This is a genomic window from Pantoea sp. B550, assembly GCF_024158165.1.
In the GTDB taxonomy this organism is placed as follows: domain Bacteria; phylum Pseudomonadota; class Gammaproteobacteria; order Enterobacterales; family Enterobacteriaceae; genus Pantoea; species Pantoea alfalfae.
This window is the reverse complement of the sequence record NZ_JAMYXI010000003.1, coordinates 156,061-179,670: the sequence shown is the minus strand read 5'-3', so window position 1 is coordinate 179,670 and position 23,610 is coordinate 156,061. Positions and strand designations below refer to the sequence as shown.

At 53.0% G+C, this 23,610-nt stretch carries 22 protein-coding genes; 10 read left to right on the top strand and 12 right to left on the bottom strand.

Going from position 1 to position 23,610, the window contains the following annotated elements; translation table 11 throughout:
- Positions 1-3: 3 nt before the first annotated feature.
- The gene (minD, locus tag NIM72_RS03905; RefSeq protein ID WP_003852716.1) at positions 4-816 is read right to left on the bottom strand and encodes a septum site-determining protein MinD; all 813 of its coding nucleotides are present in this window, start codon (positions 814-816) and stop codon (positions 4-6) included.
- A 33-nt stretch (positions 817-849) separates the two neighbouring features.
- Entirely contained in the window at positions 850-1,563 is a 714-nt protein-coding gene (gene minC, locus NIM72_RS03900) for a septum site-determining protein MinC (protein WP_161734040.1), read from the bottom strand.
- Between the two features lie 155 nt (positions 1,564-1,718).
- Between minC and NIM72_RS03895 the strand changes: the two genes are divergently transcribed.
- From NIM72_RS03895 to NIM72_RS03885, 3 genes are all read left to right on the top strand, one after another.
- On the top strand, positions 1,719-1,994 hold the full coding sequence (locus NIM72_RS03895; RefSeq protein WP_161734038.1) for a YcgL domain-containing protein: 276 nt from the start codon (positions 1,719-1,721) through the stop codon (positions 1,992-1,994).
- 316 nt (positions 1,995-2,310) lie between these two features.
- Positions 2,311-2,970 (top strand): fumarylacetoacetate hydrolase family protein, encoded by a 660-nt coding sequence (locus tag NIM72_RS03890; RefSeq protein WP_222925393.1) that lies wholly within the window; start codon positions 2,311-2,313, stop codon positions 2,968-2,970.
- A gap of 65 nt (positions 2,971-3,035) precedes the next feature.
- The gene (locus NIM72_RS03885; RefSeq protein WP_013358078.1) at positions 3,036-3,482 is read left to right on the top strand and encodes a YcgN family cysteine cluster protein; all 447 of its coding nucleotides are present in this window, start codon (positions 3,036-3,038) and stop codon (positions 3,480-3,482) included.
- A gap of 72 nt (positions 3,483-3,554) precedes the next feature.
- Here the strand turns inward: NIM72_RS03885 and dsbB are convergent, their stop codons facing one another.
- Positions 3,555-4,085 (bottom strand): disulfide bond formation protein DsbB, encoded by a 531-nt coding sequence (gene dsbB / locus NIM72_RS03880; protein WP_161734034.1) that lies wholly within the window; start codon positions 4,083-4,085, stop codon positions 3,555-3,557.
- A gap of 471 nt (positions 4,086-4,556) precedes the next feature.
- Here dsbB and fadR point away from each other — a divergent pair, with 471 nt between their 5' ends.
- Entirely contained in the window at positions 4,557-5,276 is a 720-nt protein-coding gene (gene fadR, locus NIM72_RS03875) for a fatty acid metabolism transcriptional regulator FadR (protein ID WP_013358075.1), read from the top strand.
- Between the two features lie 41 nt (positions 5,277-5,317).
- On the opposite strand, the gene NIM72_RS03870 is transcribed toward fadR, so the two are convergent.
- Complete coding sequence (locus NIM72_RS03870; RefSeq protein WP_033732860.1) at positions 5,318-6,853, bottom strand: SpoVR family protein; 1,536 nt, start codon at positions 6,851-6,853, stop codon at positions 5,318-5,320.
- 504 nt (positions 6,854-7,357) lie between these two features.
- On the opposite strand from NIM72_RS03870, the gene NIM72_RS03865 reads away from it, so the two are divergent.
- Both NIM72_RS03865 and dadX read left to right on the top strand, forming a co-directional pair.
- Complete coding sequence (locus NIM72_RS03865; protein WP_253418815.1) at positions 7,358-8,659, top strand: D-amino acid dehydrogenase; 1,302 nt, start codon at positions 7,358-7,360, stop codon at positions 8,657-8,659.
- A 19-nt stretch (positions 8,660-8,678) separates the two neighbouring features.
- Positions 8,679-9,749: a catabolic alanine racemase DadX gene (dadX, locus tag NIM72_RS03860; protein WP_253418812.1), complete on the top strand. Its 1,071-nt coding sequence runs from the start codon at positions 8,679-8,681 to the stop codon at positions 9,747-9,749.
- On the opposite strand, the gene NIM72_RS03855 is transcribed toward dadX, so the two are convergent.
- The 6 genes from NIM72_RS03855 to yeaG form a co-directional block, all read right to left on the bottom strand.
- Positions 9,742-10,935 carry a multidrug effflux MFS transporter gene (locus NIM72_RS03855; RefSeq protein ID WP_253418810.1) on the bottom strand — a complete coding sequence of 398 codons (1,194 nt, stop codon included), beginning with the start codon at positions 10,933-10,935 and terminating at the stop codon, positions 9,742-9,744. The two genes, dadX and NIM72_RS03855, sit on opposite strands and share 8 nt — an antisense overlap.
- Positions 10,936-11,062: 127 nt before the next feature.
- Positions 11,063-12,529, bottom strand: a complete 1,467-nt coding sequence (gene wbaP, locus NIM72_RS03850; protein WP_253418794.1) for an undecaprenyl-phosphate galactose phosphotransferase WbaP — start codon at positions 12,527-12,529, stop codon at positions 11,063-11,065.
- Positions 12,530-12,905: 376 nt separating this feature from the next.
- On the bottom strand, positions 12,906-13,139 hold the full coding sequence (locus NIM72_RS03845; protein ID WP_013358069.1) for a DUF1480 family protein: 234 nt from the start codon (positions 13,137-13,139) through the stop codon (positions 12,906-12,908).
- A 78-nt stretch (positions 13,140-13,217) separates the two neighbouring features.
- Positions 13,218-14,945: a potassium/proton antiporter gene (locus NIM72_RS03840; RefSeq protein WP_253418791.1), complete on the bottom strand. Its 1,728-nt coding sequence runs from the start codon at positions 14,943-14,945 to the stop codon at positions 13,218-13,220.
- A gap of 248 nt (positions 14,946-15,193) precedes the next feature.
- Positions 15,194-16,468, bottom strand: coding sequence for a YeaH/YhbH family protein (locus NIM72_RS03835; RefSeq protein WP_110330377.1), 1,275 nt, complete (start codon positions 16,466-16,468; stop codon positions 15,194-15,196).
- An 89-nt stretch (positions 16,469-16,557) separates the two neighbouring features.
- Positions 16,558-18,492, bottom strand: coding sequence for a protein kinase YeaG (yeaG, locus tag NIM72_RS03830; protein ID WP_003852739.1), 1,935 nt, complete (start codon positions 18,490-18,492; stop codon positions 16,558-16,560).
- A gap of 420 nt (positions 18,493-18,912) precedes the next feature.
- Here yeaG and NIM72_RS03825 point away from each other — a divergent pair, with 420 nt between their 5' ends.
- Together NIM72_RS03825 and NIM72_RS03820 are read left to right on the top strand one after the other, a co-directional pair.
- A complete protein-coding gene (locus NIM72_RS03825) occupies positions 18,913-19,662 on the top strand; it encodes a MipA/OmpV family protein (RefSeq protein ID WP_222925399.1) in 750 nt (249 codons plus the stop codon).
- Positions 19,663-19,734: 72 nt separating this feature from the next.
- Positions 19,735-20,586, top strand: a complete 852-nt coding sequence (locus tag NIM72_RS03820) for an aldo/keto reductase (protein WP_253418788.1) — start codon at positions 19,735-19,737, stop codon at positions 20,584-20,586.
- On the opposite strand, the gene NIM72_RS03815 is transcribed toward NIM72_RS03820, so the two are convergent.
- Complete coding sequence (locus NIM72_RS03815; protein WP_161734020.1) at positions 20,583-21,482, bottom strand: D-hexose-6-phosphate mutarotase; 900 nt, start codon at positions 21,480-21,482, stop codon at positions 20,583-20,585. The genes NIM72_RS03820 and NIM72_RS03815 overlap by 4 nt on opposite strands.
- Positions 21,483-21,556: 74 nt before the next feature.
- Positions 21,557-22,555 carry a glyceraldehyde-3-phosphate dehydrogenase gene (gapA, locus tag NIM72_RS03810; protein WP_013358063.1) on the bottom strand — a complete coding sequence of 333 codons (999 nt, stop codon included), beginning with the start codon at positions 22,553-22,555 and terminating at the stop codon, positions 21,557-21,559.
- Positions 22,556-22,897: 342 nt separating this feature from the next.
- Here gapA and msrB point away from each other — a divergent pair, with 342 nt between their 5' ends.
- Together msrB and NIM72_RS03800 are read left to right on the top strand one after the other, a co-directional pair.
- Complete coding sequence (gene msrB / locus NIM72_RS03805) at positions 22,898-23,308, top strand: peptide-methionine (R)-S-oxide reductase MsrB (protein ID WP_222925402.1); 411 nt, start codon at positions 22,898-22,900, stop codon at positions 23,306-23,308.
- Between the two features lie 4 nt (positions 23,309-23,312).
- Positions 23,313-23,594 carry a YeaC family protein gene (locus tag NIM72_RS03800; RefSeq protein WP_013358061.1) on the top strand — a complete coding sequence of 94 codons (282 nt, stop codon included), beginning with the start codon at positions 23,313-23,315 and terminating at the stop codon, positions 23,592-23,594.
- The last annotated feature ends 16 nt before the right edge of the window (positions 23,595-23,610 follow it).

The window sequence follows — 23,610 nt, the reverse complement described above, 5'->3', positions numbered from 1 at the left end:
GGTTTATCCCCCGAACAGGCGTTTCAGGAAACCCTTCTTCTCTTCTTCGATAAAGCGGAAGGGGCGTACTTCACCGAGTAACCGTTCAACGGTATCGGCATAGGCTTTGCCAGCATCAGATTCGCCGTCAAGAATCACCGGCTCACCCTGGTTAGAGGCACGTAACACCGATTGATCTTCAGGGATCACACCGACCAGAGGAATGCGCAGAATTTCCAGCACATCTTCCATGCTCAGCATATCGCCACGGTTTACCCGGCCAGGGTTGTAGCGGGTCAGCAGCAGATGCTCCTTAACCGGGTCCTGACTGTTTTCAGCGCGGCGGGATTTCGATGAGATGATGCCGAGGATACGGTCGGAGTCGCGGACAGAAGAGACTTCCGGGTTAGTGGTGATGATTGCTTCGTCCGCAAAGTAAAGTGCCATCAGTGCGCCCGTTTCAATCCCTGCCGGTGAGTCACAGACGATGAAGTCAAACTCCATTGCGGCCAGATCGTTCAGGACTTTCTCAACACCTTCACGGGTCAGCGCATCTTTATCGCGGGTCTGCGATGCAGGCAGAATGTAGAGCTGCTCAGTGCGTTTGTCGCGAATCAGCGCCTGGTTCAGCGTGGCATCGCCCTGGATAACGTTAACGAAGTCGTAGACCACACGGCGTTCACAGCCCATGATCAAATCCAGGTTACGCAGACCGATATCAAAGTCGATAACGACCGTCTTTTTGCCTTTCTGCGCTAAACCGGTGGCGATGGCCGCGCTTGACGTGGTCTTACCAACGCCCCCTTTACCGGATGTAACTACAATAATGCGTGCCATAAATGTTGATTTCCTTAACAAAAGAAAAGGGGCCTAATTAAGTGTCTGGATAGTCAGCGCGCCATCCTGCAGGCACAGGCGCGCGGCTTTACCAAAAAATTCTTGCGGGATCTGATCCATGATCCAGTACTCTCCGGCAATCGAGACCAGCTCGGCAGCCAGGTTAGTACAGAAAATCTGGCAGTTGCGATCGCCGCTGGCACCTGCCAGAGCGCGACCGCGCATCATGCCGTAAATATGAATGTTGCCATCGGCGACCAGTTCGGCACCGGCACTGACGCTGCTTGTGATGATTAAGTCGGCGTCACGCGCATAAATCTGCTGGCCTGAGCGCACCGGCGTGTTCACGATGCGGGTTTTCGCTGCTGCCGTCTCGGTTACAACCGGCTGTGGTTCAGGAATGGGGGCCGGCTGCTGTGTCTCGGCGCGCGGTCTGGACTCTTTGCCTTCTGCCAGTACCGGCAGCCCTGCACGGGCGATCATGCGTTTCAAAGCATCATCTTTGCAGCCGCTTACGCCGACAATGCGTAAACCGGTAGCAAGAATGGCCTGCTGCAGCTGTTTCCAGTTAACATCGGCACTCAATGTGGCGACGTTTAGCACCACCGGGGCGTTTTTCAGGAAATCGGGAGCCTGGTCAATCTTGTCCTGGAGTGCCTTGCGAATCACCACAGGGTCATGGTGATGCAAATGGACGACAGACAGGGTGAAACTGCTACCTTTGAATTCGATTGGCGTTTGCGACATCTGTCCCGACTCAGTCCTGTTTTCACTACCGTTAACCCAGCGATGATAAAATCATCGCTGAAGCGCTAACGGTGAATATTCGAAGTTCTGCAAGCATGTTATAGTTACAGCTATATTCAGACAAGCCTCAACGCCGGTTAATTCGAGTAAAAAATATGTTTTGTGTGATCTACAGAAGCCCGTTACGTGACCAGACTTATCTCTATGTTGAAAAAAAGGACGATTTTTCGCGCGTTCCGGAAGAATTGCTGAAAGGATTTGGCAAGCCGCAACTGGCGATGGTGCTGAAGCTGGCGGACCGCGACAGGCTGGCTAACGCAGATATCAATAAAGTTAAGCAGGGATTGAGCGAGCAGGGTTATTATTTACAGCTTCCACCGCCGATTGAAAGTCTGCTAAAAATTCATTTGGAGGCCGATAAAAAAGTTTAACTCGGATTCTTCTGTAAATATAAATCCTGTCGGTGCGATACTGCAGGGTTAATATTGCTCTGAAGCTGCGCAAAATTAACGGCGCAGCTTATCTGTTTACCCCTGTTTAAATACCCAGTCCACATTTTCACACCTTATTTGTACGATTATTCAGCACGCCAGGGGCATCGTTTACGCTTTTTGACAAATTCCGCACCCCGGATGGTTAAAAGGATCTTATTATCACGCTCTGTTGCTGGCATTTCGATCAACGCATCAGCAAACATCAACCCGCCAGCCGCGCTGGCACAACACCTAACCTGAACAGGGGATGAGCATGTATCAGCATCATAACTGGCAAGGCGCTCTGTTAGATTTTCCGGTCAGCAAAGTGGTTTGCGTCGGCAGTAATTATGCAAAACACATTAAAGAGATGGGCAGTGCGACCCCAACCGAGCCGGTAATCTTTATCAAACCGGAAACAGCGCTATGTGATTTGCGCCAGCCGCTCTCTATTCCCGACGCCTTTGGCGAAGTTCATCACGAAGTAGAACTGGCGGTGCTGATAGGTGCGACGCTGAAGCAGGCGAGTGAAGAACACGTGGCTAAGGCGATTGCAGGCTATGGCGTGGCGCTGGATCTGACGCTGCGTGACCTGCAGTCCGGGTTGAAAAAAGCGGGCCAGCCATGGGAAAAATCCAAAGGCTTTGATAACGCCTGTCCCATCTCCGGTTTCATCCCGGTAGCCGAATTCAGTGATGATCCACAGAATGTCGAGCTTAAGCTGGTGGTAAACGGAGAAGTGCGTCAGCACGGCAACACAGCCGATATGATTCACAAAATTCTGCCGCTGATTGCACATATGAGCCACTATTTTACGTTGCGTGCAGGCGATGTCATTCTGACCGGGACACCTGAGGGTGTGGGGCCGATGCGCTCGGGTGACAAGCTGGACGTGTCGCTGGCGGGTCACGGCATCAGCACGCGCGTACTCTAAAAACTTGCATCACCGCAGCATAGGCTTTATAAGGTGCGTTTCAGGCACAACCCGGACAAATCATCATGACTGACACCCCTTTCTGGCAACAAAAACGCCTGGCACAAATGAGCGATGAGGAATGGGAATCCTTGTGTGATGGTTGTGGCCAGTGTTGCCTTAACAAGTTGCAGGACGCTGACACGGATGAGATTTACTTTACCAACGTCGCCTGCAATCAGCTCAATATTAAAACCTGCCAGTGCCGTAACTATGAACGCCGCTTCGAATTAGAAGAGGATTGCATCAAGCTTACGCGCGAAAATCTGACCACCTTCAACTGGCTGCCGCGCACCTGCGCCTACCGGTTGCTGGGCGAGGGCAAAGGATTGCCGGTCTGGCATCCGCTGCGGGCTGGTTCGAAAACCGCGATGCATGCGCAGCGAATTTCGGTGCGTTATATTGCAGTGCGGGAGAGTGAAGTGCGGGACTGGGAAGATCACATTATTGATCGTCCCGATCGCAACGGCTAAGCGCCACTGCCTCATCTGAAACGTAAAAAGGCTGCCACTGGCAGCCTTTTTTGATCTCAGCAACGTTTCGTGTCAGCGACTAAAGAGATCGCGACGCTTAGGTTTGAAAGGCTGGGCAATCAGTACCAGCACTGCGACCAGCAGATAACCGGCAAATACCCCTATCATCCACTGCGGCATGCTGAGCGTCAGGAAAGTCCAGCTACGTTCTGCGCAGTCACCGCTGGCCAGAAACACCGACGGCAGCCACTTATCCAGCGGTAATCCGCTGGGGAAACGGGCGGCAAAATCACAGGTCGTAAACGGGTTTGGATGCAGCTGAATCATCGTGTGTTCATAAGAGAGACGCAGACCCTCCCAGGCACTGTAGATCCATAACGCCAGAGCGCCCAGACGCAGCGGTGATTTCGGTGCAATCGCACCCACCAGACCCGCGCCCAGTACACCAAACAGCGCATTACGTTCATAAATACACATCACGCAGGGCTTTAGTCCCATCACGTGCTGAAAGAAGAGTGCCGTTAATTCCAGTGCAAGCGCTGTCAGTGCCAGTAATAACCAGGCTCCCCGACCACGAGAACATTGATTCAGATATCGCAACATATTGCATTCCCTGTAAACGTTAATGCCACGCAGTGTAAACCAAAAGCGCGGGCAAACCAGCCAGGGACAGGGAAAAATCGTGTGCAAACATGACCTGATTCTGATCCAGAGCAGGTTACATGAGGATAAGCGGAGGCCCTCAGGGTTTTGCCTGCTCAGTAAACAGCTTGAAGGTGGGGACGTTAAGAATACCCGGCTGCGATCGACAGGAAGCGAAACGGCAAGCGCAGGCCATCCGGTACCAGCATGCTGTACTTTCAGGATGTTTTTCTGCTGGTTTTTGAGACTGAATGTTCCCGCGCAGAAAAACGTGCACCCGGCCGTCGCCTTATAACAGTTGCACTCGTCGCCAGCCAGTCTGAAATATGCGCCCGCGCCCGGTTTTAATGGTTACGCAGGCTATATCCGCTATAGGGCGTCTGGTATGATGAGTCCCCATCATGATTAGAAAAGCAACGAGAACACATTGCTATGGTTATAAAGGCTCAGAGTCCAGCGGGATTTGCTGAAGAGTATATTATTGAAAGCATCTGGAACAGTCGCTTTCCGCCCGGATCGATTCTTCCTGCTGAGCGTGAGCTTTCTGAATTGATTGGGGTGACACGCACTACATTGCGTGAAGTGCTGCAGCGCCTGGCACGTGACGGCTGGCTGACGATTCAGCACGGCAAACCGACGCGCGTGAATGATTTCTGGGAGACATCTGGCCTGAATATTCTGGAGACGCTTGCCCGCCTTGATCACGACAGTGTGCCGGTGCTGATTGACAACCTGCTGTCAGTCCGCAGCAATATTTCATCAATTTTTATCAGCCGTGCGCTGCGCCATCATCCGGACAAGGCGCGTGAAGTGCTGGAGACGGTAAGTGCCGCGGCCGATCAGGCGGATGCCTATACCGAACTCGACTATCGGGTGTTCCGCGGTCTGGCATTTGCATCAGGTAATCCGATTTACGGTCTGATCCTCAATGGCCTGAAAGGCCTCTATACCCGTGTAGGTCGTCACTACTTTTCCAGTGCGGAAGCGCGTCAGGTTGCGCGTGATTTCTATCTGACACTTCTGGCGCTGTGCGACAAAGAGCCAGGACAGGATGAGATTGTAGAGGTGGTGCGCAACTATGGCCGCCGCAGCGGCGAAATCTGGCACAGTATGCAGAAGAACCTGCCAGACGACCTCGGCAATAAGCGATAAAAAAACCGGACATCGCGTCCGGTTTTTTTATGTTTAGCCTGTCAGAGCGATGAACCGCGCGGCGGATTACGATCCAGTAACTCAACGCTGCCATCTTCGTTCTGCTGTTCCAGAATCACATCAAATCCCCACAGACGATGCACATGCTTCAGCACCTCGCGACGACTCTTATCGAGCGGCGTCCGGCTCTGCGGCACATAGCGCAGAGTCAGTGAACGGTCACCGCGCACATCCACGTTATAGACCTGAATGTTGGGTTCGAGATTACTCAGGTTGTACTGCGCAGAGAGCTGCTGGCGAATTGCCCGATAGCCTGCTTCATCATGAATAGCGGCGATTTCGAGATAGTTATTGCGGTCATCATCCAGCACGGTAAACAACCGGAAGTCACGCATCACTTTCGGCGACAGGAACTGGCTGATAAAACTCTCATCCTTGAACTCACGCATCGCAAAATGCAGCGTTTCCAGCCAGTCTGAACCGGCGATATCCGGGAACCAGTAGCGATCCTCTTCGGTCGGTGACTGACAGATGCGCTTAATATCCTGCATCATCGCAAAGCCTAAGGCGTAAGGGTTGATGCCGTTATACCACTGACTGTTATAGGGTGGCTGAAACACGACGTTAGTATGGCTGTGCAGGAACTCCATCATAAAGCGTTCAGACACTTTGCCTTCGTCATAGAGGTGATTCAGGATGGTGTAGTGCCAGAAGGTCGCCCAGCCTTCATTCATCACCTGGGTCTGTTTTTGCGGATAGAAATACTGGCTTACCTTGCGCACGATGCGCAGAATCTCACGCTGCCAGGGCTCCAGTAGCGGAGCGTTCTTCTCCATAAAGTAGAGCAGGTTTTCCTGCGGCTCAGAAGGGTAGCGCGCGGCTTCAAAGGCCACGGCTTCTGTTTCACGCCGTGGCAGCGTACGCCACAGGGTGTTCACCTGGCTCTGCAGATACTCTTCGCGGCTTTTCTGTCGCGCCTTCTCCTCCTGAAGGGAGATTTTTTGCGGGCGTTTATAGCGATCAACGCCATAATTCATCAGGGCATGGCAGGAGTCGAGCAGCCGCTCGACTTCTTCGACGCCATAGCGCTCTTCGCAGTCACTGATGTAGTTTTTGGCGAACAGCAGGTAATCGACAATCGATCCGGCATCCGTCCAGCTGCGGAACAGATAGTTATTCTTGAAGAAGGAGTTATGGCCATAACAGGCATGCGCCATCACCAGCGCCTGCATGGTCATGGTGTTCTCTTCCATCAGGTAGGCGATGCAGGGGTTGGAGTTGATAACGATTTCATAGGCCAGACCCTGCTGACCATGCTTATAGCGCTGCTCGGTCTCAATAAACTTTTTACCGAATGACCAGTGTGAATAGTTGATGGGCATGCCAACGCTGGAATAGGCATCCATCATCTGTTCTGAGGTAATCACTTCAATCTGGTGCGGGTAGGTATCAAGCCGGTACAGTTTAGCAACCCGGTCTATCTCTGCTAAATAGACATCAAGCAGTTCAAATGTCCAGTCTGGTCCGTCATTGAGTCGTTTGCTGTCTCTGATGGCTTCGTCAAAGATCGTCGTCATAGCGCACCTCTTTTTTGCAAACCGGCTGACCCGAAAGACAACCCGTTCTGGTTATTTAAGGCTTCATCCTGAAAAAGGGAACCCGAAAAAAACTGAGCGAACACAACAATGATAGCCCACTGTCGCTTATCCGAAATGCGAACTCAAACGAATTCTTTGGCACAAAATCATTCAGACAGATGCGGCAGAGAAATTAATAGCCTTTAATTCGAACGTTATTTTATAACGCGGAATATCATCCTGTTTATAAGCAGAATGTATGGGGTTGAAGCATTCTCCTGCCATGCGCAGATTTAACTGCCTCCGTTGTCATTTATTTCTGTGTTTATGGAATAAGACGCATAAAGCGCTGAAATTGGCTGTGCGACAAGATTTTAGTTACCTGAAAAGTGAAAAAGATGTGAAATAGATGCTGAATTTATGGGGTGGTGTCCGCTGTGTAAATCCGCTGACTATCATCTCCTGAACAGTGAATTATGCTTTTACATGCCGGGTGGGGGAGCTATGCACGTAGTCATTCTTGGAAGTGGTGTGGTTGGCGTGGCAAGTGCCTGGTATCTGGCGCGTGCCGGACATCAGGTTACGGTCATTGATCGTCAGCCTGCTGCGGCGATGGAGACCAGCGCAGGCAATGCGGGTCAGATCTCACCGGGTTATGCCGCGCCCTGGGCGGCACCAGGCGTGCCGCTGAAAGCAGTGAAGTGGATGTTCCAGCGTCATGCGCCGCTGGCTATCCGGCTGGATGGCAGTAGTTTTCAGCTGGAGTGGATGTGGCACATGCTGCGTAATTGCGACATCAACCATTATCAACAGAACAAAAGCCGCATGGTGCGGATTGCCGAATACAGTCGTGACTGTCTGAAAGCGTTGCGCGCTGAGACCGGCATCGCCTATGAGGGTCGTCAGGGCGGCACATTGCAGCTTTTCCGCACGCAGCAGCAGTTCGACAGCGCCAGTAAAGATATTGCGGTGCTCTGCGACGCGGGCGTGCCCTATGAGCTGCTGGAGGCGCATGAGCTGTCTCGCGTGGAACCGGCGCTGGCGGCAACCCAGCATAAACTCACTGGTGGACTGCGCCTGCCTAACGATGAAACCGGTGACTGCCAGCTCTTTACGCAGCGACTGGCAAAAATGGCCGAAGAGGCGGGCGTGGTTTTCCGCTTTAACACCCCGGTCGATCACCTGCTGCGCGATGGCAATCGCATTTATGGTGTGAAGTGCGGCGAGGAGATCATCAAGGCGGACAGCTATGTAGTGGCCTTTGGTTCCTACTCGACCGCACTGCTGAAAAACGTCATTGATATTCCGGTCTATCCGCTGAAAGGCTACTCACTCACTATTCCGATTAAAAATCCTGAGGCTGCACCGGTTTCGACGATTCTGGATGAAACCTACAAAGTGGCGGTGACCCGGTTTGACGATCGTATCCGCGTCGGCGGGATGGCGGAAATTGTTGGTTTTAACACCAGACTCACCGAAGCGCGGCGGGAAACGCTGGAGATGGTGGTCAGTGATCTCTATCCTGAAGGCGGTCATCTCGCGCAGGCGAGTTTCTGGACCGGTCTGCGTCCGATGACGCCAGACGGTACGCCGATTGTCGGTGCCACGCCACTCTCCAATCTTTATCTCAATACCGGTCACGGTACGCTGGGCTGGACGATGGCGTGTGGTTCTGGTCAGTTGCTGGCCGATCTCATCTCCGGTAAAAAGCCAGCCATTGCGGCGGATGACTTAGCGGTGTTCCGCTACTTACCCGGTTTCGCGGCGACCTCATCGCCGCTGCGTAACGCCAACGCAACTCGTTAAGTATTCAGGGAGAGAGAGGATGTCACGTCCGATTGTCGCTACCATTAACCAACAGGCGCTTCGTCATAACCTGACTGTTGTTCGCCAGGCGGCGCCCGTATCCCGCGTCTGGTCAGTGGTGAAAGCCAATGCTTATGGCCATGGCATTGATCGTGTACGCGAAGCGTTATCTGCCACCGACGGCTTTGCGCTGCTTAATATGGAAGAAGCCATTCTGCTGCGCGAGCAGGGCTGGAAAAAACCGATTCTGCTGCTGGAGGGATTTTTCCAGCCAGAGGATCTGCAGCTGATTGACCGCTATCGCCTGACCACCAGCATACACAGTAACTGGCAAATCAAGGCGCTAGCCAGTGCGAGCCTTTCTGCACCGATTGATATCTATCTCAAAATGAACAGCGGCATGAACCGTCTGGGCTTTCGCCCGGAGCAGGTTTCTGGCGCCTGGCAGAAGCTGCGGGCGCTGAGCAATGTTGGTGAGATGACGCTGATGGCCCATTTTGCCGATGCCGAAAATCCGCAGGGCCTGATTGCACCGCTGCAGCGTGTTGATCAGGCGGCGGAGGGGCTGAACTGCCCGCGGTCGCTCTCGAATTCCGCCTGCACCTTATGGCATCCTGAAGCGCATTTTGACTGGGTCCGGCCCGGTATTATTCTGTACGGTGCGTCGCCCAGCGGTGACTGGCAGGACATTGCCGGCAGTGGCCTGAAGCCAGTGATGACCCTGAGCAGTGAGATTATTGCGGTTCAGCAGTTACATGCGGGCGATGGCGTCGGTTACGGCTACCGTTATCACGCCAGCACGTCGCAGCGGATTGGCGTCGTAGCCTGTGGTTACGCCGATGGCTATCCGCGCCATGCCCCGACGGGCACGCCGGTCTGCGTCGATGGCGTGATGACGCAGGTGGTTGGTGCCGTTTCCATGGATATGATCACGGTGGATTTAACCCCCTGTCCGCAGGCGGGCATCGGTTCTTCTGTTGAGCTGTGGGGTGAGCAGGTGAAAATCGATCAGGTGGCAAAAGCGGCCGGAACGGTAGGGTACGAACTGATGTGCGCGCTGGCACCCCGCGTCCCGGTCACGGTTATTTAAGCGCGGTCAGGCTGCCGCGCATCTTTCTGCTGCAGCGCCAGGCGATAAAGGCCAGCGCTGCACCCAGCAGCATCATCAGACTCAGCGACAGCTTCTCCGCCACCGGCAGCGCGACGATCACCAGGCTGCCTGCCGCACCACCGGCCATCTGAATAAAGCCCTGCAGGGCGGACGCCACGCCCGCCTGTTGCTGATAGGGCTCCAGCGCATAGCTGGTGGCCGGTCCCACCGTAAAGGCCAGTCCGGCCACCGACACGGCGACCGGGAACATGTAGAGCGCCCAGTGCGTCTGCATCTCCGCCGGGAAAATCTGCATCCCTGCCACCAGCAGCACCGCGCCCAGCAGCATGGTGAAGAATCCCATTGCCAGGCAGAACGGCCGACCTGCTTTACGAATCGCTTTATTCACGAACATACTGACAAACATGATCCAGAAACCGTTAGCGCCGAACGCAAACGAGAACTGGATCGGCGTCAGCCCGCCTTCGGTCATTAGTACCTGCGGTGCCAGCGACACATAGGTCAGCACCATACCCAGCGCACCGGCATTGGCAAAGGCGAAGGCCAGGAAGCGCGGCTGACGCAGAATTTCAGCGTACTGTTTAACCGGTAATCCTTTTACCCGCAGCGTATCAGCCGGACGTGTTTCTGGCAGCCATATAATCACCAGCAGCGTAATCAGCACGCCGTAGACGCAGAGGAACCAGAAGGGTGCGCGCCAGTCGAAGGCGCTGGCCAGGAGTCCGCCCAGCAGCGGTGCCAGGGCTGGAACGATGTTCAGTGCACCGTTCAGAAAACCATAGGCGCGGGCGGCATCATCACCGCTGAGGCGGTCGCGGACGCCGCTAAAGGCGACTACCGCGCTGCAGCAGACGCCACAGCCCTGCACCAGACGGGCAAGGACGAATAGCGGAAATGAGGTGGCGGTAGCGGCGATGGCGCTGCCGGTGATGTAAAGTCCCAGCCCCAGCAGGGCAATCGGCTTACGGCCATAGTTGTCCACCAGCGGACCGGTCACCAGCTGGCCCAGTCCCATCACCAGCAGAAACAGAGGAATGGTGGTCTGTACCAGTGAGACCGGCGTATCCAGCCCTTCAGCGATTTGCGGCAGCGTGGGCAAATAGAGATCGATGCCTAAAGGTGCCAGCAGCACCAGGCTTAATAACAGCAGAGTAAATTTTTGCATAACAACCAGAGGGTAAACGTTCTGTTAAAAAACGAGCGCAGAGGGTAATGATTCAGAGGCAAAAAAGATAGAGGAAGTCGTGCGGAAAGTGCGATGCCTGCTGTAAACAGGCATCGCAGGGTCTTGCTTAGTAAGCACCGTCGCGGCGTAGCACCACGCCTGCGGTTTTGAACAGGATCGCGATATCGGTCCAGAGCGCCCAGTTTTTGACATACCAGGAGTCAAAATAGACGCGGGTATCATAGTCGATATCGTTACGTCCGCTGACCTGCCAGAGGCCGGTCATGCCTGGCTTGGCCATCAGGTAGTAGTCGACGTCACCGGCATAACGCTCCAGTTCAGCTTCGATGACCGGACGCGGGCCGACCAGACTCATCTCACCGCGAATCACGTTCCAGAGCTGCGGCAATTCGTCGAGGCTGGTTTTACGCAGGAAGCTGCCAATCCGGGTTACGCGCGGGTCATTCTTCAGTTTGAAATCTTTGTCCCACTCCATCCGTGCCTCTTCACTGGTCGCCAGCAATTTCTCCAGCACCTCTTTGGAATTGGTCACCATGGAACGGAATTTCAGACATTTGAATTTTTTGCCATTCTGGCCCACACGTTCGTGACCATAAATTGCATTGCCGCCGTCACGTTTCACCATATAGCAGAGCAGGGCGAAGATTGGGCCAAGGAACAGCAGCAGCATCGATGCTACGACGATATCAAAGGCACGCTTCATGAAACGTGAGGAGTGCTTCGCCAGGTTATTGCTGACTCGCAGGATCATCACTTCATGACTGAAGATAAAGGACATGTCGGTGCCGTAAAGCGGCACGCCGCGCAGCGTCGGGATCACCGAGACGGACCGGCAGTTCATCTTCGACAGGAATTTCAGCCAGCGATCGCGCATCGGCTGCTGCTCATACTCCATGGCAACAATAAACTGCACATTGTCACGGTCAATGGTCTGCCAGTTAATGTCTTTCCAGGTGATCACTGGCACACCATTCACGCTCTGCTGAGCAGGAACCTCATCCACCGAGATAAAGGCCTGCACGTTGTAGCCCAGGATCTCTTCACTCTGCAGCGCCGCATACGCTTCAGTGGCGTTGCGGCCGGAACCGATAATGATGGTCTCTTTCTGCCACTGGCCCGCCTTGTTAATGGCACGTTTAACCAGAGCACGCATCAGCGGCAGCAGCAGCAGGGCATATGTCCAGCTGAAGACCCACACCATGCGGGAGAAGTCCCATTTAGAGAAGGCGATAAGCGAGAGGTCAAGCAGCGAGAAAACAAATAATGTTTTAACGATCTCTTTCAGTTCAAACCAGAAGGGTTTGCGATAGGTGTAATGGCGCAGACGTACCCAAAACCAGCCGGTACACATGACTGACATAATAAACTGAGCCACAAAACGATATTCAATCTGATGCGGTGGAATAAAGGTATCCAGCTCGCCCCAAATACCCTGTATCGTCGCGGCAGATAAAAACAGCGCCAGGTTGAGTGCAATCAGATCGGAAAAACTCAGGGCGAATTTCACGATGATATTTTTACGCGTTCCGCTCCACGAGCGGCTCGGGCTATTCATTATCAATGTACTTGCCATAAAACCTGCTCTCTTTCTCAAGTAAAAGATGGCCTGATCAGAATCAAATACGCGCTCAGGAGTGGGCCTCTGAAAAATTAAAAAATAATTTTCAGTCTGTTGCAGTCAGTACAGCCAGTGCAGCTGCAAAAAAGGTAACGATTAAAGCGTGATGGTAATCACGAAATGTTGCAGCATTGAGAATGAGTATGCAGGAGTTATTTGACAGAGTTAATACGGAAAAAATCTGAAAACATCAAAAGTGATTAAAGTTTTAAATCTATAACTACATGTTTTTGTTTAATAAAATAAGGAAGAGGTCAGTTATAACCAAACTGTTTAAGACACTTTTTAGGAATTACCGCCAAATCATATGACTGGCGGTAGTGATAGTGACTCAGGCAGGTTTCTTTAAAATCCAGCGGTCCTGCTGTTTATCGTAGTGGCCAATCTGCAGATTCACTGGCTCCCCGTCAATCCAGGCCGGTACGCTGGTATCACGATCCCAGCCATCGAGTTGGGTAATTAAGCCGGGATTGGTGTGACAGGGGATACTGACGGTGTCGGCGTTCTCACTGTCAAGATCGGCATCTACAATCTCATAACGACCAATTTTAACCACGTGTCCCATTCATTTCTCCCGTTTTAACTGGCATTGACTGTTAAGCTTAGCGCACTGAGAGAAAATAACGTGGCTGAATGATTAGGATTATTCCTTCTCTTCAGCCGGACGGACACCAATCTTAACGATGCGGTTATCCTCTTTCTCCGCGACGGTCCAGGTCAGCTGATTCCACTCCACCTGATCGCCGACGACTGGCGAGCCACCCAGCATCGCCAGCACCAGTTGCCCCAGCGACTGCTGATCGTTGGTGCGCTCATCCAGCTCGAGTCCGTAAATCTGCGCAACGTCGCGCAGGCGGGCCTCTGCATCCAGAATAAAGTCACCAAAGAAGCGCTGGTCGAGCGAAACCGGCGGCGACTGGCTAAACATTTTGCCCAGCGCCGGAAGATCGCGCTCACGGCCAATCACGCAGATGACGTCGTTCTCTTTCAGCCGTGTGCCGCCGTTGGGGTGCATCAGTACATTGTCACGGAACAGGGCAGCGATGCGGGTCTCGCGCGGCATCTTTAGGTCACGCAGCGCGGCACCGACGCACCACTTGTCGGCGCTGAGCTGATAGACAAACTGCTCCCACGGGTTTTCCGGGTGAATGTCCAGACCGATACGGCTGATCGGCGAGGCGGTCGGCGGCACCACTACTTTGGCTTTTTTCGCCGCAAAGCCCAGCGAGGTACCCTGCAACATCAGGGAGACCAGCACCACAAAGAAGGCGATATTGAAATAGAGCGAGGCGTTCTCTAAGCCGGCCATCATCGGGAAGACTGCGAGGATAATCGGCACCGCACCGCGTAAGCCGACCCAGCTGATAAAGACCCGCTCGCGGGTGGTGAAGTTGCGGAATGGCAACAGGCCAATAAACACCGACAGCGGACGCGCCACCAGAATCAGCCACAGGGAGAGGATCATCGCGGGTACCGCGATATGCCATAAATCAGACGGCGTCACCAGCAGACCCAGCACAATAAACATGCCAATCTGGCTCAGCCAGGCCATCCCATCAAAGGTCTGCAGAATGCCGTGACGGTTACGAATCGGGCGGTTGCCCAGTAAGAAGCCGCACAGATAGACCGCCAGGATGCCGCTGCCCTCTAACACGGTGGTGAGGGCAAACACCAGAATGCCGCCACTCAACGCCAGTAGCGGATAAAGCCCTGGGGCCAGACTGATCCGGTTAATCAACTGCTGCAGCGCCCAGCCACCACCCAGGCCCAACACGATACCCAGACCGAACTGCTGCACCAGATGCACCAGGAACATCCAGTCAAGGCCGCTGCGGCCCTGTTCAATCATCTCTATCAGGGTGATGGTCAGAAACACCGCCATTGGGTCGTTACTGCCCGACTCAATCTCCAGCGTAGAGCTGACGCGCTCATTCAGGCCTTTGTCACCCAGCAGGGAGAAGACGGCGGCGGCATCTGTGGATCCGATAATGGCGCCAATCAGGAAGCCCTGCATCATGTCCAGGTTAAATAGCCAGGCGGCCACCACGCCGGTCAGACCTGCGGTGATCATTACCCCGAAGGTAGCCAGCGACAGCGCAGGCCCCAGCGCGACTTTAAACGAGCTGGCTTTGGTTCGCATGCCACCATCCAGCAGGATGATCGCCAGTGCCAGGTTTGAAATCAGATACGCCGCGGGATAGTTATCAAAGGCGATGCCGCCGATACCATCAATACCGGTCAGCATACCCAGTGCAAGGAAGATAACCAGAATAGGAATGCCCAGCCGGGACGAGAAAGAGCTGAGCAGAATACTCGATGCGACCAGCACGGAACCAATGATAAACAGACTGTAGACAATAGTGTGGTTCAAACCCGGTCTCCTGAGATATGACAGTGCGATGCAGCAAGGGGTGATAAATATCCATGCTATCTCTGAAAGATAATGTTTTATCAAGGAGTTGTCATTGTGAAAATGCGTATTATACGAATTGCTTAACAGCATATGGAATCAGATTAATGTGAAGAATGAGGGGGTTGGCAGGCAAGCGGGAGAAAACAGACTGTTTTAGCATGTTATTCGGCAGATAAAAAAAGCCGGTGATTAACCGGCTTAGTGCATCAGGCTTCCGTTGCCTGTTTATGGAACAGCGATCGGAATACCGGATAGATATCTTCCGGCTCACGAATATGTTCAATGGCAAAGTTATCAAACGTCGCCTGCAGATGCTCATACTCGCGCCATAGGGTCTGATGCGCCCGGCGGGTGATCTCGATATAACTGTAGTAACGCACGACCGGCAGAATGTGCTTCGCCAGAATCTCATGACAGAGCGGCGAATCGTCGGCCCAGTTATCACCATCGGAGGCCTGAGCTGCATAGATATTCCATTGCGCCGGGTCATAACGCTCTTTTACTACCTCATCCATCAGTTTCAGCGCACTGGAAACGATGGTGCCGCCGGTCTCCTGAGAGTAGAAGAACTCCTGTTCATCCACTTCTTTAGCCTGCGTATGATGGCGGATATAAACCACATCGACATTCTTGTAGGTGCGGCTCAGGAACAGGTAGAGCAGGATATAGAAGCGTTTTGCCATGTCCTTAGTCGCCTGGTCCATCGAACCGGAGACATCCATCAGACAGAACATCACCGCCTGGCTGGAGGGCTCCGGGCGCTTCTCAAAGTTTTTGTAGCGCAGATCGAAGGTGTCGATAAAGGGCACCCGTTCAATGCGCGCCCGTAACTCGGCAATCTCTCTACGCAGCCGTTCCTCCTCCAGCAGTTGTGCCGGTTCAGCATTCTCAACTTCCTGCAGCGTCTCTTCCAGTTCGTGCAGCATGCGGCGTTTACCTGCCGTCATCGCCGTACGACGCGCCAGTGAGTTCTGCAGTGAGCGCACAACGCTGATATTGGCTGGCACGCCATTAGAGGTGAAACCGGCCCGGTGGGTCTTATACTCATTAAGCTGACGATGCTGGTTGCGACGCAGGTTAGGCAGGGCGAGATCTTCAAACAGCAGGTCAAGATACTCATCTTTCGATATCTGAAAGACAAACTCATCCTGACCTTCACCATCCTGACTGGCATTGCCCTGACCACTGCCGCCACCACCGCCACCCTGCGGACGCTCAACGCGGTCATTCTGAACAAAATGGTCGTTGCCCGGATGGACCCGATGGCGGTTACCGCCGCGGCCCTGATGGAAAATGGGCTCATTAATATCGTCAATCGGGATAGAGACGGACTCACCGCTGCTTACGTCGGTCACCGAGCGTTTATTGATGGCCTCGGAGATCGACTGCTTAATTTGCGACTTATAACGGCGCAAGAAGCGCTGGCGGTTAACCGCGCTCTTGTTTTTGCCGTTAAGCCGGCGATCGATGAAATAGGCCATGGTATTCCCCCAAACTACATTGTAAGCAGGCCGGGCGAACCCGACCCTGTCAGACCGGTATCACTTACCGGCAAGCTTACAGACTCTTATCAGGACGATTTACGCACACGCAGATACCATTCGCACAGCAGGCGAACCTGTTTGCGGGTATAGCCTTTTTCCATCATGCGATCGACAAAATCATCATGCTTTTTCTGCTCATCGGTAGAGGTCTTGGTGTTAAACGAGATGACCGGCAGCAACTCTTCCGTATTCGAGAACATTTTTTTCTCAATCACGGTGCGCAATTTCTCGTAACTGGTCCAGTTTGGATTGCGACCGTTATTGTGTGCCCTGGCGCGCAGCACGAAGTTGACGATCTCGTTACGAAAATCTTTCGGATTACTGATACCAGCAGGCTTCTCGATCTTCTCAAGCTCCGCGTTGAGCGATTCACGGTCAAACAACTGTCCGGTATCGGGATCGCGATACTCCTGATCCTGAATCCAGAAGTCGGCATAGGTCACATAGCGATCAAAAATGTTCTGACCATATTCAGAGTAGGATTCCAGATAGGCGGTCTGAATCTCTTTGCCAATAAACTCAGCATATTTGGGAATCAGATAACCTTTGAGGTGCTCAAGGTATTTCTCAGCCTGATCCTGCGGGAACTGCTCACGTTCGATTTGCTGCTCAAGCACGTAGAACAGATGCACCGGGTTAGCCGCTACTTCGGCGTGATCGAAGTTAAATACCCGCGACAGGATCTTAAAGGCAAAGCGGGTTGAAAGACCGTTCATACCTTCATCCACACCGGCGTAGTCGTGATATTCCTGCCATGACTTCGCTTTAGGGTCGGTATCTTTCAGGCTTTCGCCGTCATAGACCCGCATTTTAGAGTAGATACTGGAGTTCTCCGGATCCTTGAGACGTGACAGGATAGAGAAGCGTGCCAGCGTTTCCAGCGTACCCGGTGCGCAGGGCGAGGTTGCCAGCTCACTATGATTAAGCAGTTTGTCGTAAATTTTGATCTCTTCAGAAACCCGCAGGCAGTAGGGCACCTTGACGATATAAACGCGGTCAAGGAACGCCTCATTATTCTTGTTGTTACGGAACGTCACCCACTCTGATTCGTTGGAGTGCGCCAGAATAATGCCGTTAAACGGCAGCGCCGAAATCCCCTCGGTGCCGTTGTAGTTCCCTTCCTGCGTTGCTGTCAGGAGGGGGTGCAGCACCTTAATCGGCGCTTTAAACATCTCCACGAACTCCATGATGCCCTGGTTCGCGCGGCAGAGTGCACCAGAGTAACCGTAGGCATCAGGATCGTTTTGCGCGTGGTTTTCCAGTTTACGGATATCCACTTTACCCACCAGAGCAGAGATATCCTGGTTGTTCTCATCACCCGGCTCGGTTTTGGCGATCGCCAGCTGTTCCAGAATCGACGGCCAGACTTTTACGACTTTGAACCGCGAAATATCGCCACCAAAGTCGTGAAGGCGTTTCGCGGCCCACGGCGACATGATGGTGCCGAGGTAACGGCGCGGCACGCCATACTCTTTTTCGAGAATATGCGCGTCTTCCTGCGGATTGAACAGGCAGAGAGGATGATCATTGACCGGACTGCGTTCACCGTCAGCGCTCAGCACATAGATGGGCACCCGCTGCATCAGCGACTTAAGCCGTTCTGCCAGGGAAGATTTACCACCACCGACCGGACCCAGTAAATAGAGGATCTGTTTCTTCTCCTCAAGTCCCTGAGCGGCATGTTTCAGATAGGAGACGATCTGTTCAATCGCTTCCTCCATGCCATAAAATTCCTCGAACGCCGGATAGCGTCCCATCACACGGTTGGAGAATATTCTGGAAAGGCGTGGCTCCTGAGCAGTGTCGACCATTACTGGCTCTCCGATGGCCATTAACAGTCGCTCTGCAGCGTTGGCGTATGCACTGCGATCCTGCTTACAGATAGCAAGAAATTCCTGCAGTGTGAACTCTTCGTCCTTGGCAGCTTCATAACGCTGACGATAGTGATCGAATATATTCATAGCGATGCCCGTCCTTTCGTTTTTAGCACAGGTAAGGAGCGTAATTTAAGACGTGTAGCAGCTCCCGGAAGATATTCTCTGTTGAGTACAGCAACCCTTATGCCAACCTGATCTTTTTTATCGGGATACACAACTTTTATGGTTACTCTGCTCGTACAAAATCTCTGCTGTTAATTCTAACTGTAGATGGCTTCTAGGAAATTTCCTCCACGGGTTTGAGCGAATGAGGGGGAGATCAAGACGAATTCGGATCAGTTAAGAGATGAGTTCGTATGGGTGATGCTTTAACTTAACGTGTTTTTAACCTTTGGTGCCACATTCATCTGTTGGTTGCTTAAAGGATTTCGATATAAGTTAATCCAGCCGTAAAAAAACGTTAGACTTCCTGTTTGATTGTTATATTTATGGAATGAATAAATTGTGAACCAATTCAAATTTAAGACGCTTGTTGCACTTTTACCCTGTTGTTTACTGGCGGCGCACGCCAGTGCCGCTCCGCTTTCTGTAGGGGCATCGGTTATCTATGCCGACTCACCTTATCGTGGCGGACAGGACCGTTATCTTCCGGTTCCGGTTATCAATTATGAAGGTGAAAACTTCTGGTTCCGTAGCCTGCAGGGCGGTTACTACCTGTGGAAAGATCCTCAGAATCAGCTCTCTCTGACGCTACTGGGCTCACCGCAGGAGTACAAACCCAGCGACAACGATCTGGGCGATATGAAAGGGCTGGATAAGCGCCGCATGACGCTAATGGGTGGCGCAACCTATCGTCACACCGCCGACTGGGGGGTTGTCCGTACGGCATTGCTGGGCGACGTGCTGAATAACAGCAACGGCATGATCTGGGACCTGACTTACCTCTACCCCATCCAGATGGGCGACTTCAGCCTGACGCCGGGCATCGGTGCCATGTGGAATAGCGCCAATCAAAACCGTTATTATTACGGTGTTTCCGCGCATGAAAGCGCACGTACCGGCATCAGTCGTTACAATCCGGACGACAGCTGGTCACCTTATGTTGAGCTGAGTGCCAGCTATCAGATTGCAACGCAGTGGAATGTTGGCGTGGTAGGACGTTACACCCGCTTTGACAGCGAAATCAAAGACAGTCCAATGATTGATAAGAGCGGGCAGACGACGATCTGGACAGGTGTCAGCTACACCTTCTGATAACGCACCGAAAGAGGGCACCCAGTGCCCTCTGTTCTTTTATGGGGCCTCAGAATGAGGCGGGAGAGCAGAATGCACAACACGATTAACTTCGCTGGCTTCAATAACCTGCCGTTAATCGGGCAGGGCACATGGTATATGGGCGAAAACCCGGCGCAGCGGGCCGGTGAAGTCGCGGCATTGCAGGCAGGTCTTGAATGTGGATTGCAGCTAATTGATACCGCCGAAATGTATGCAGACGGCGGCGCTGAAGAGGTGGTCGGGCAGGCACTGCAGGGGCGTCGCGATAAAGCGTTGCTGGTGTCGAAGGTCTATCCGTGGAATGCCGGCGAAGTGGATGCCATTAAAGCCTGTGAGCGCAGCCTGCGCCGTCTGCAGACCGACTACCTTGATCTCTACCTGCTGCACTGGCGCGGTAACATCCCCCTGGAAGAGACTCTGCGCGCCATGGAGCGCCTGCAGCAGCAGGGCAAGATTCGTCACTGGGGCGTCTCGAATTTTGATACTGATGATATGGCCGAACTGTGGGACGAACCCGGAGGCGATCAGTGTGCGACCAACCAGGTACTCTACCATCTGGCTTCACGCGGTATTGAATTTGATCTGCTGCCCGTCTGTCAGCAGCGTGGCGTGCCGGTGATGGCCTATTGTCCGCTGGCACAGGCTGGACGGCTACGGGACGCGCTGTTTACCGACGTGGTGCTGAATCAGATTGCACAACAGAAGGGCATCAGCGTGGCGCAATTACTGCTGGCCTGGGTAATTCGTCAGTCTGGCGTCATTGCCATTCCCAAAGCCAGTTCTGTGGTTCATGTTCATGAGAATGCTGCGGCACTGGAGGTGGAACTGACCGATGAAGAATTGCAGCTCATCGATCGTGCCTGGCCAGCACCACAGCATAAATTACCGCTGGATATCGTTTAGCCGTTGCCCCTGTCGCTGGCTGCGGCTTTCTTCTTCAGGCGGAATGTTGTAGCCAGACGTGCTGGCTTTTCACCTGCGCTGCGTAACGGTTTGCTGATACGTGCCGTCTCTACGCAGACCATCGTCTTGTAACCTTCATTTGCCATGTCCGACATACTGCAGGAGAGTTCAACACCCGGATTCCACGTGACAACGTCACTATGATGATGGTGATAAACCTCAATCTGCCGTTCACCCGCCGTATCATTGATGACCGAGCAATCTTCTGCTGCAGTAAAAATACGGTCGATGCGCCCAGGATAACGCTGTCTGCCATCACTGCTGGCAACCTCGCCATTATTGACTTTGTCGATATAGCGGTTGCCCAGACCGGAGACCTCAACCCCGTTGATGTCACTGACGGTAAAGTAGCTATGCAGCGCTGCCGTGGCTTCAAAGTCACCATGAGCTTCCAGCTCAATCTCACAATGCTGACCCAGGCGGAAGCGGGCGATAAGGGTAAATTCGTGTGGCCACAGTTTCAGCGTCTGAGCGTTGCTCTCCAGCACCAGCGTCAGCATCACGCCATCTTCATTCTCATCATGCGCCGTCAGTTTCCATGTCTGAATCCGGGCGAAACCGTGAGCCGGTTCGCCTGCCGGACCAAACCAGGGCCAGCAGATCGGTACACCGCCACGAATCGCTTTGCCTGGTGAAAACAGACTTTTGCCGCTCAGCCAGAGTACCGGCTTTTCGCCACTCGGCTGCCAGGCGATCAGGTGCGCGCCCTGCAGCGTAATCGCTGCGCGTACCTTAGGGTGACTGATGACAATCGTCGGCAGTTCGCCAACCTGACGCTGCGAAAGGTAAGGGGAGATCTGCGTGACTACGGGCAGAGAAAACAGTTTATCTTGCATGTTCGATTCCTTCCTGTGCGGATCAAAAAAAGGGCGACCGAAGTCGCCCTTAATCTTAATGATGTCTGTCTGCCTTATTTAGCAGAAACCAGCGCAATCAGGTCAAGAACTTTGTTTGAGTAGCCAGTTTCGTTGTCATACCAGGAAACCAGTTTCACAAAGTTGTCGTTCAGCGCGATACCCGCTTTAGCATCAAACACTGAAGTCAGGACTTCGCCGTTGAAGTCGGTAGAAACCACGTCATCTTCAACGTAGCCCAGAACGTCTTTCATCTCACCTTCTGCAGCAGCTTTAATGGCAGCACAGATTTCTTTGTAAGAGGCCGCTTTTTCCAGACGCACGGTCAGGTCAACAACGGAAACGTTAGGGGTAGGTACGCGGAATGCCATACCTGTCAGTTTGCCGTTCAGCTCTGGCAGAACTTTACCAACGGCTTTTGCTGCGCCAGTTGATGAAGGAATGATGTTCTGCGATGCGCCACGGCCGCCGCGCCAGTCTTTGTGAGACGGGCCATCAACGGTTTTCTGGGTAGCAGTGGTAGCGTGAACAGTGGTCATCAGACCTTCAACGATACCGAACTTGTCGTTGATGACTTTTGCCAGCGGTGCCAGGCAGTTGGTGGTACAGGAGGCGTTAGAAACGATATCCTGGCCATCATATTTGTCGAAGTTTGCACCACGAACAAACATTGGGGTGTCATCTTTAGATGGACCGGTCAGAACGACTTTCTTAGCACCTGCGGTGATGTGTTTACGCGCGGTTTCGTCGGTCAGGAAGATACCGGTTGCTTCCGCAACAACGTCAACGCCCACTTCATCCCACTTCAGGTTCGCTGGATCACGTTCAGCAGTAACACGGATTTTTTTACCGTTAACCACCAGTGCGCCATCCTGAACTTCTACGGTGCCGTCGAAACGACCGTGCGTAGAGTCATACTTCAGCATGTACGCCATGTAATCCGCGTCCAGCAGGTCGTTGATAGCAACGATTTCGATGTCAGAACGCTTTTGAGCAGCACGGAAAACGATGCGACCGATACGGCCGAAACCATTGATACCTACTTTGATAGTCATATATTCCACCAGCTATTGGTTAGTGAATAAAAGGTTGCCTGTAAAATTACAAAAACCTTACCAGGCGTCAAGCGGAATCGTGTCAATTGTTGCGACAGGTCAATTCGCCTGACAGGAATAATTCGATGCGCAACCGCTTGCGCGCCGCCAATGATATCGCGTTTCGTCGAACCAATCGCCGAATATATAGGGATGCCCGGGATAAAAGGTGATCAAAGTCACAATTACGCTTTGCAGTGGACGGCTTGAAAGGGTGAGCACAAAAAAAGACCCGGTAATGTTGATCATTTGTTAGAATAATAGTCGAATTTTTCAGAATGGCACTTCCCCGGAATCCTAAAAATGGCTAAAGACACCGCACCCGACGCAAAAATCGCCGAGCTGACAGAAATGCAGCGTTATGTGACACAGCAACGCGGAACGGAACCGCCTTACAGCGGCGCACTGCTGCACAACAAGCAGGAAGGGATTTACCACTGCCTGGTCTGTGAGGCGCCACTTTTTCTCTCAGAGACTAAATATGATTCTGGCTGTGGCTGGCCCAGTTTCTATCAGCCGTTCAGTGACGATGCAATTCGCTACATCGAAGACAATTCACACGGCATGCAGCGTGTTGAGATCCGCTGTGGCAGCTGCGATGCGCATCTGGGGCATGTCTTCCCCGATGGCCCGCAACCGACCGGTGAACGCTACTGTGTTAACTCCGCCTCGCTGAATTTCACCGACGAGCAGGGCGAACAGACCAAAGGGTAAGGCGATGAAGGAACAACTTGAAGCGATGCTTGCGTCGATGACACCTGAAGTCTATGAACGACTGGCAACAGCAGTTGAGATTGGAAAATGGCCGGATGGCGTGGCACTGACGCAGGAACAGCGCGACAACTGTCTGCAACTGGTTATGTTGTGGCAGGCAAGACATAACGATGCGCCGCAGCATATGACCATCGCTAAGGGCGGCGAGATGGTGATGAAGTCGAAAAAAGAGCTGAAAGAAGCGTTCGGCATCGATCCGGATGTCACCCGCATTCATCTGCACTAAAAAAAAGCTGGCGTCA

Bases quoted from the DNA above. Each gene is read 5' to 3' on its own strand.
- wbaP (WP_253418794.1), bottom strand. From the start codon at position 12,529: ATGGCAAGTACATTGATAATGAATAGCCCGAGCCGCTCGTGGAGCGGA.
- NIM72_RS03895 (WP_161734038.1), top strand. From the start codon at position 1,719: ATGTTTTGTGTGATCTACAGAAGCCCGTTACGTGACCAGACTTATCTC.
- minC (WP_161734040.1), bottom strand. From the start codon at position 1,563: ATGTCGCAAACGCCAATCGAATTCAAAGGTAGCAGTTTCACCCTGTCT.
- NIM72_RS03845 (WP_013358069.1), bottom strand. From the start codon at position 13,139: ATGGGACACGTGGTTAAAATTGGTCGTTATGAGATTGTAGATGCCGAT.
- dadX (WP_253418812.1), top strand. From the start codon at position 8,679: ATGTCACGTCCGATTGTCGCTACCATTAACCAACAGGCGCTTCGTCAT.
- gapA (WP_013358063.1), bottom strand. From the start codon at position 22,555: ATGACTATCAAAGTAGGTATCAATGGTTTCGGCCGTATCGGTCGCATC.
- NIM72_RS03855 (WP_253418810.1), bottom strand. From the start codon at position 10,935: ATGCAAAAATTTACTCTGCTGTTATTAAGCCTGGTGCTGCTGGCACCT.
- dsbB (WP_161734034.1), bottom strand. From the start codon at position 4,085: ATGTTGCGATATCTGAATCAATGTTCTCGTGGTCGGGGAGCCTGGTTA.
- NIM72_RS03890 (WP_222925393.1), top strand. From the start codon at position 2,311: ATGTATCAGCATCATAACTGGCAAGGCGCTCTGTTAGATTTTCCGGTC.
- NIM72_RS03835 (WP_110330377.1), bottom strand. From the start codon at position 16,468: ATGGCCTATTTCATCGATCGCCGGCTTAACGGCAAAAACAAGAGCGCG.
- minD (WP_003852716.1), bottom strand. From the start codon at position 816: ATGGCACGCATTATTGTAGTTACATCCGGTAAAGGGGGCGTTGGTAAG.
- NIM72_RS03870 (WP_033732860.1), bottom strand. From the start codon at position 6,853: ATGACGACGATCTTTGACGAAGCCATCAGAGACAGCAAACGACTCAAT.
- NIM72_RS03885 (WP_013358078.1), top strand. From the start codon at position 3,036: ATGACTGACACCCCTTTCTGGCAACAAAAACGCCTGGCACAAATGAGC.
- NIM72_RS03815 (WP_161734020.1), bottom strand. From the start codon at position 21,482: ATGCAAGATAAACTGTTTTCTCTGCCCGTAGTCACGCAGATCTCCCCT.
- yeaG (WP_003852739.1), bottom strand. From the start codon at position 18,492: ATGAATATATTCGATCACTATCGTCAGCGTTATGAAGCTGCCAAGGAC.
- fadR (WP_013358075.1), top strand. From the start codon at position 4,557: ATGGTTATAAAGGCTCAGAGTCCAGCGGGATTTGCTGAAGAGTATATT.
- NIM72_RS03865 (WP_253418815.1), top strand. From the start codon at position 7,358: ATGCACGTAGTCATTCTTGGAAGTGGTGTGGTTGGCGTGGCAAGTGCC.
- NIM72_RS03800 (WP_013358061.1), top strand. From the start codon at position 23,313: ATGAAGGAACAACTTGAAGCGATGCTTGCGTCGATGACACCTGAAGTC.
- NIM72_RS03820 (WP_253418788.1), top strand. From the start codon at position 19,735: ATGCACAACACGATTAACTTCGCTGGCTTCAATAACCTGCCGTTAATC.
- msrB (WP_222925402.1), top strand. From the start codon at position 22,898: ATGGCTAAAGACACCGCACCCGACGCAAAAATCGCCGAGCTGACAGAA.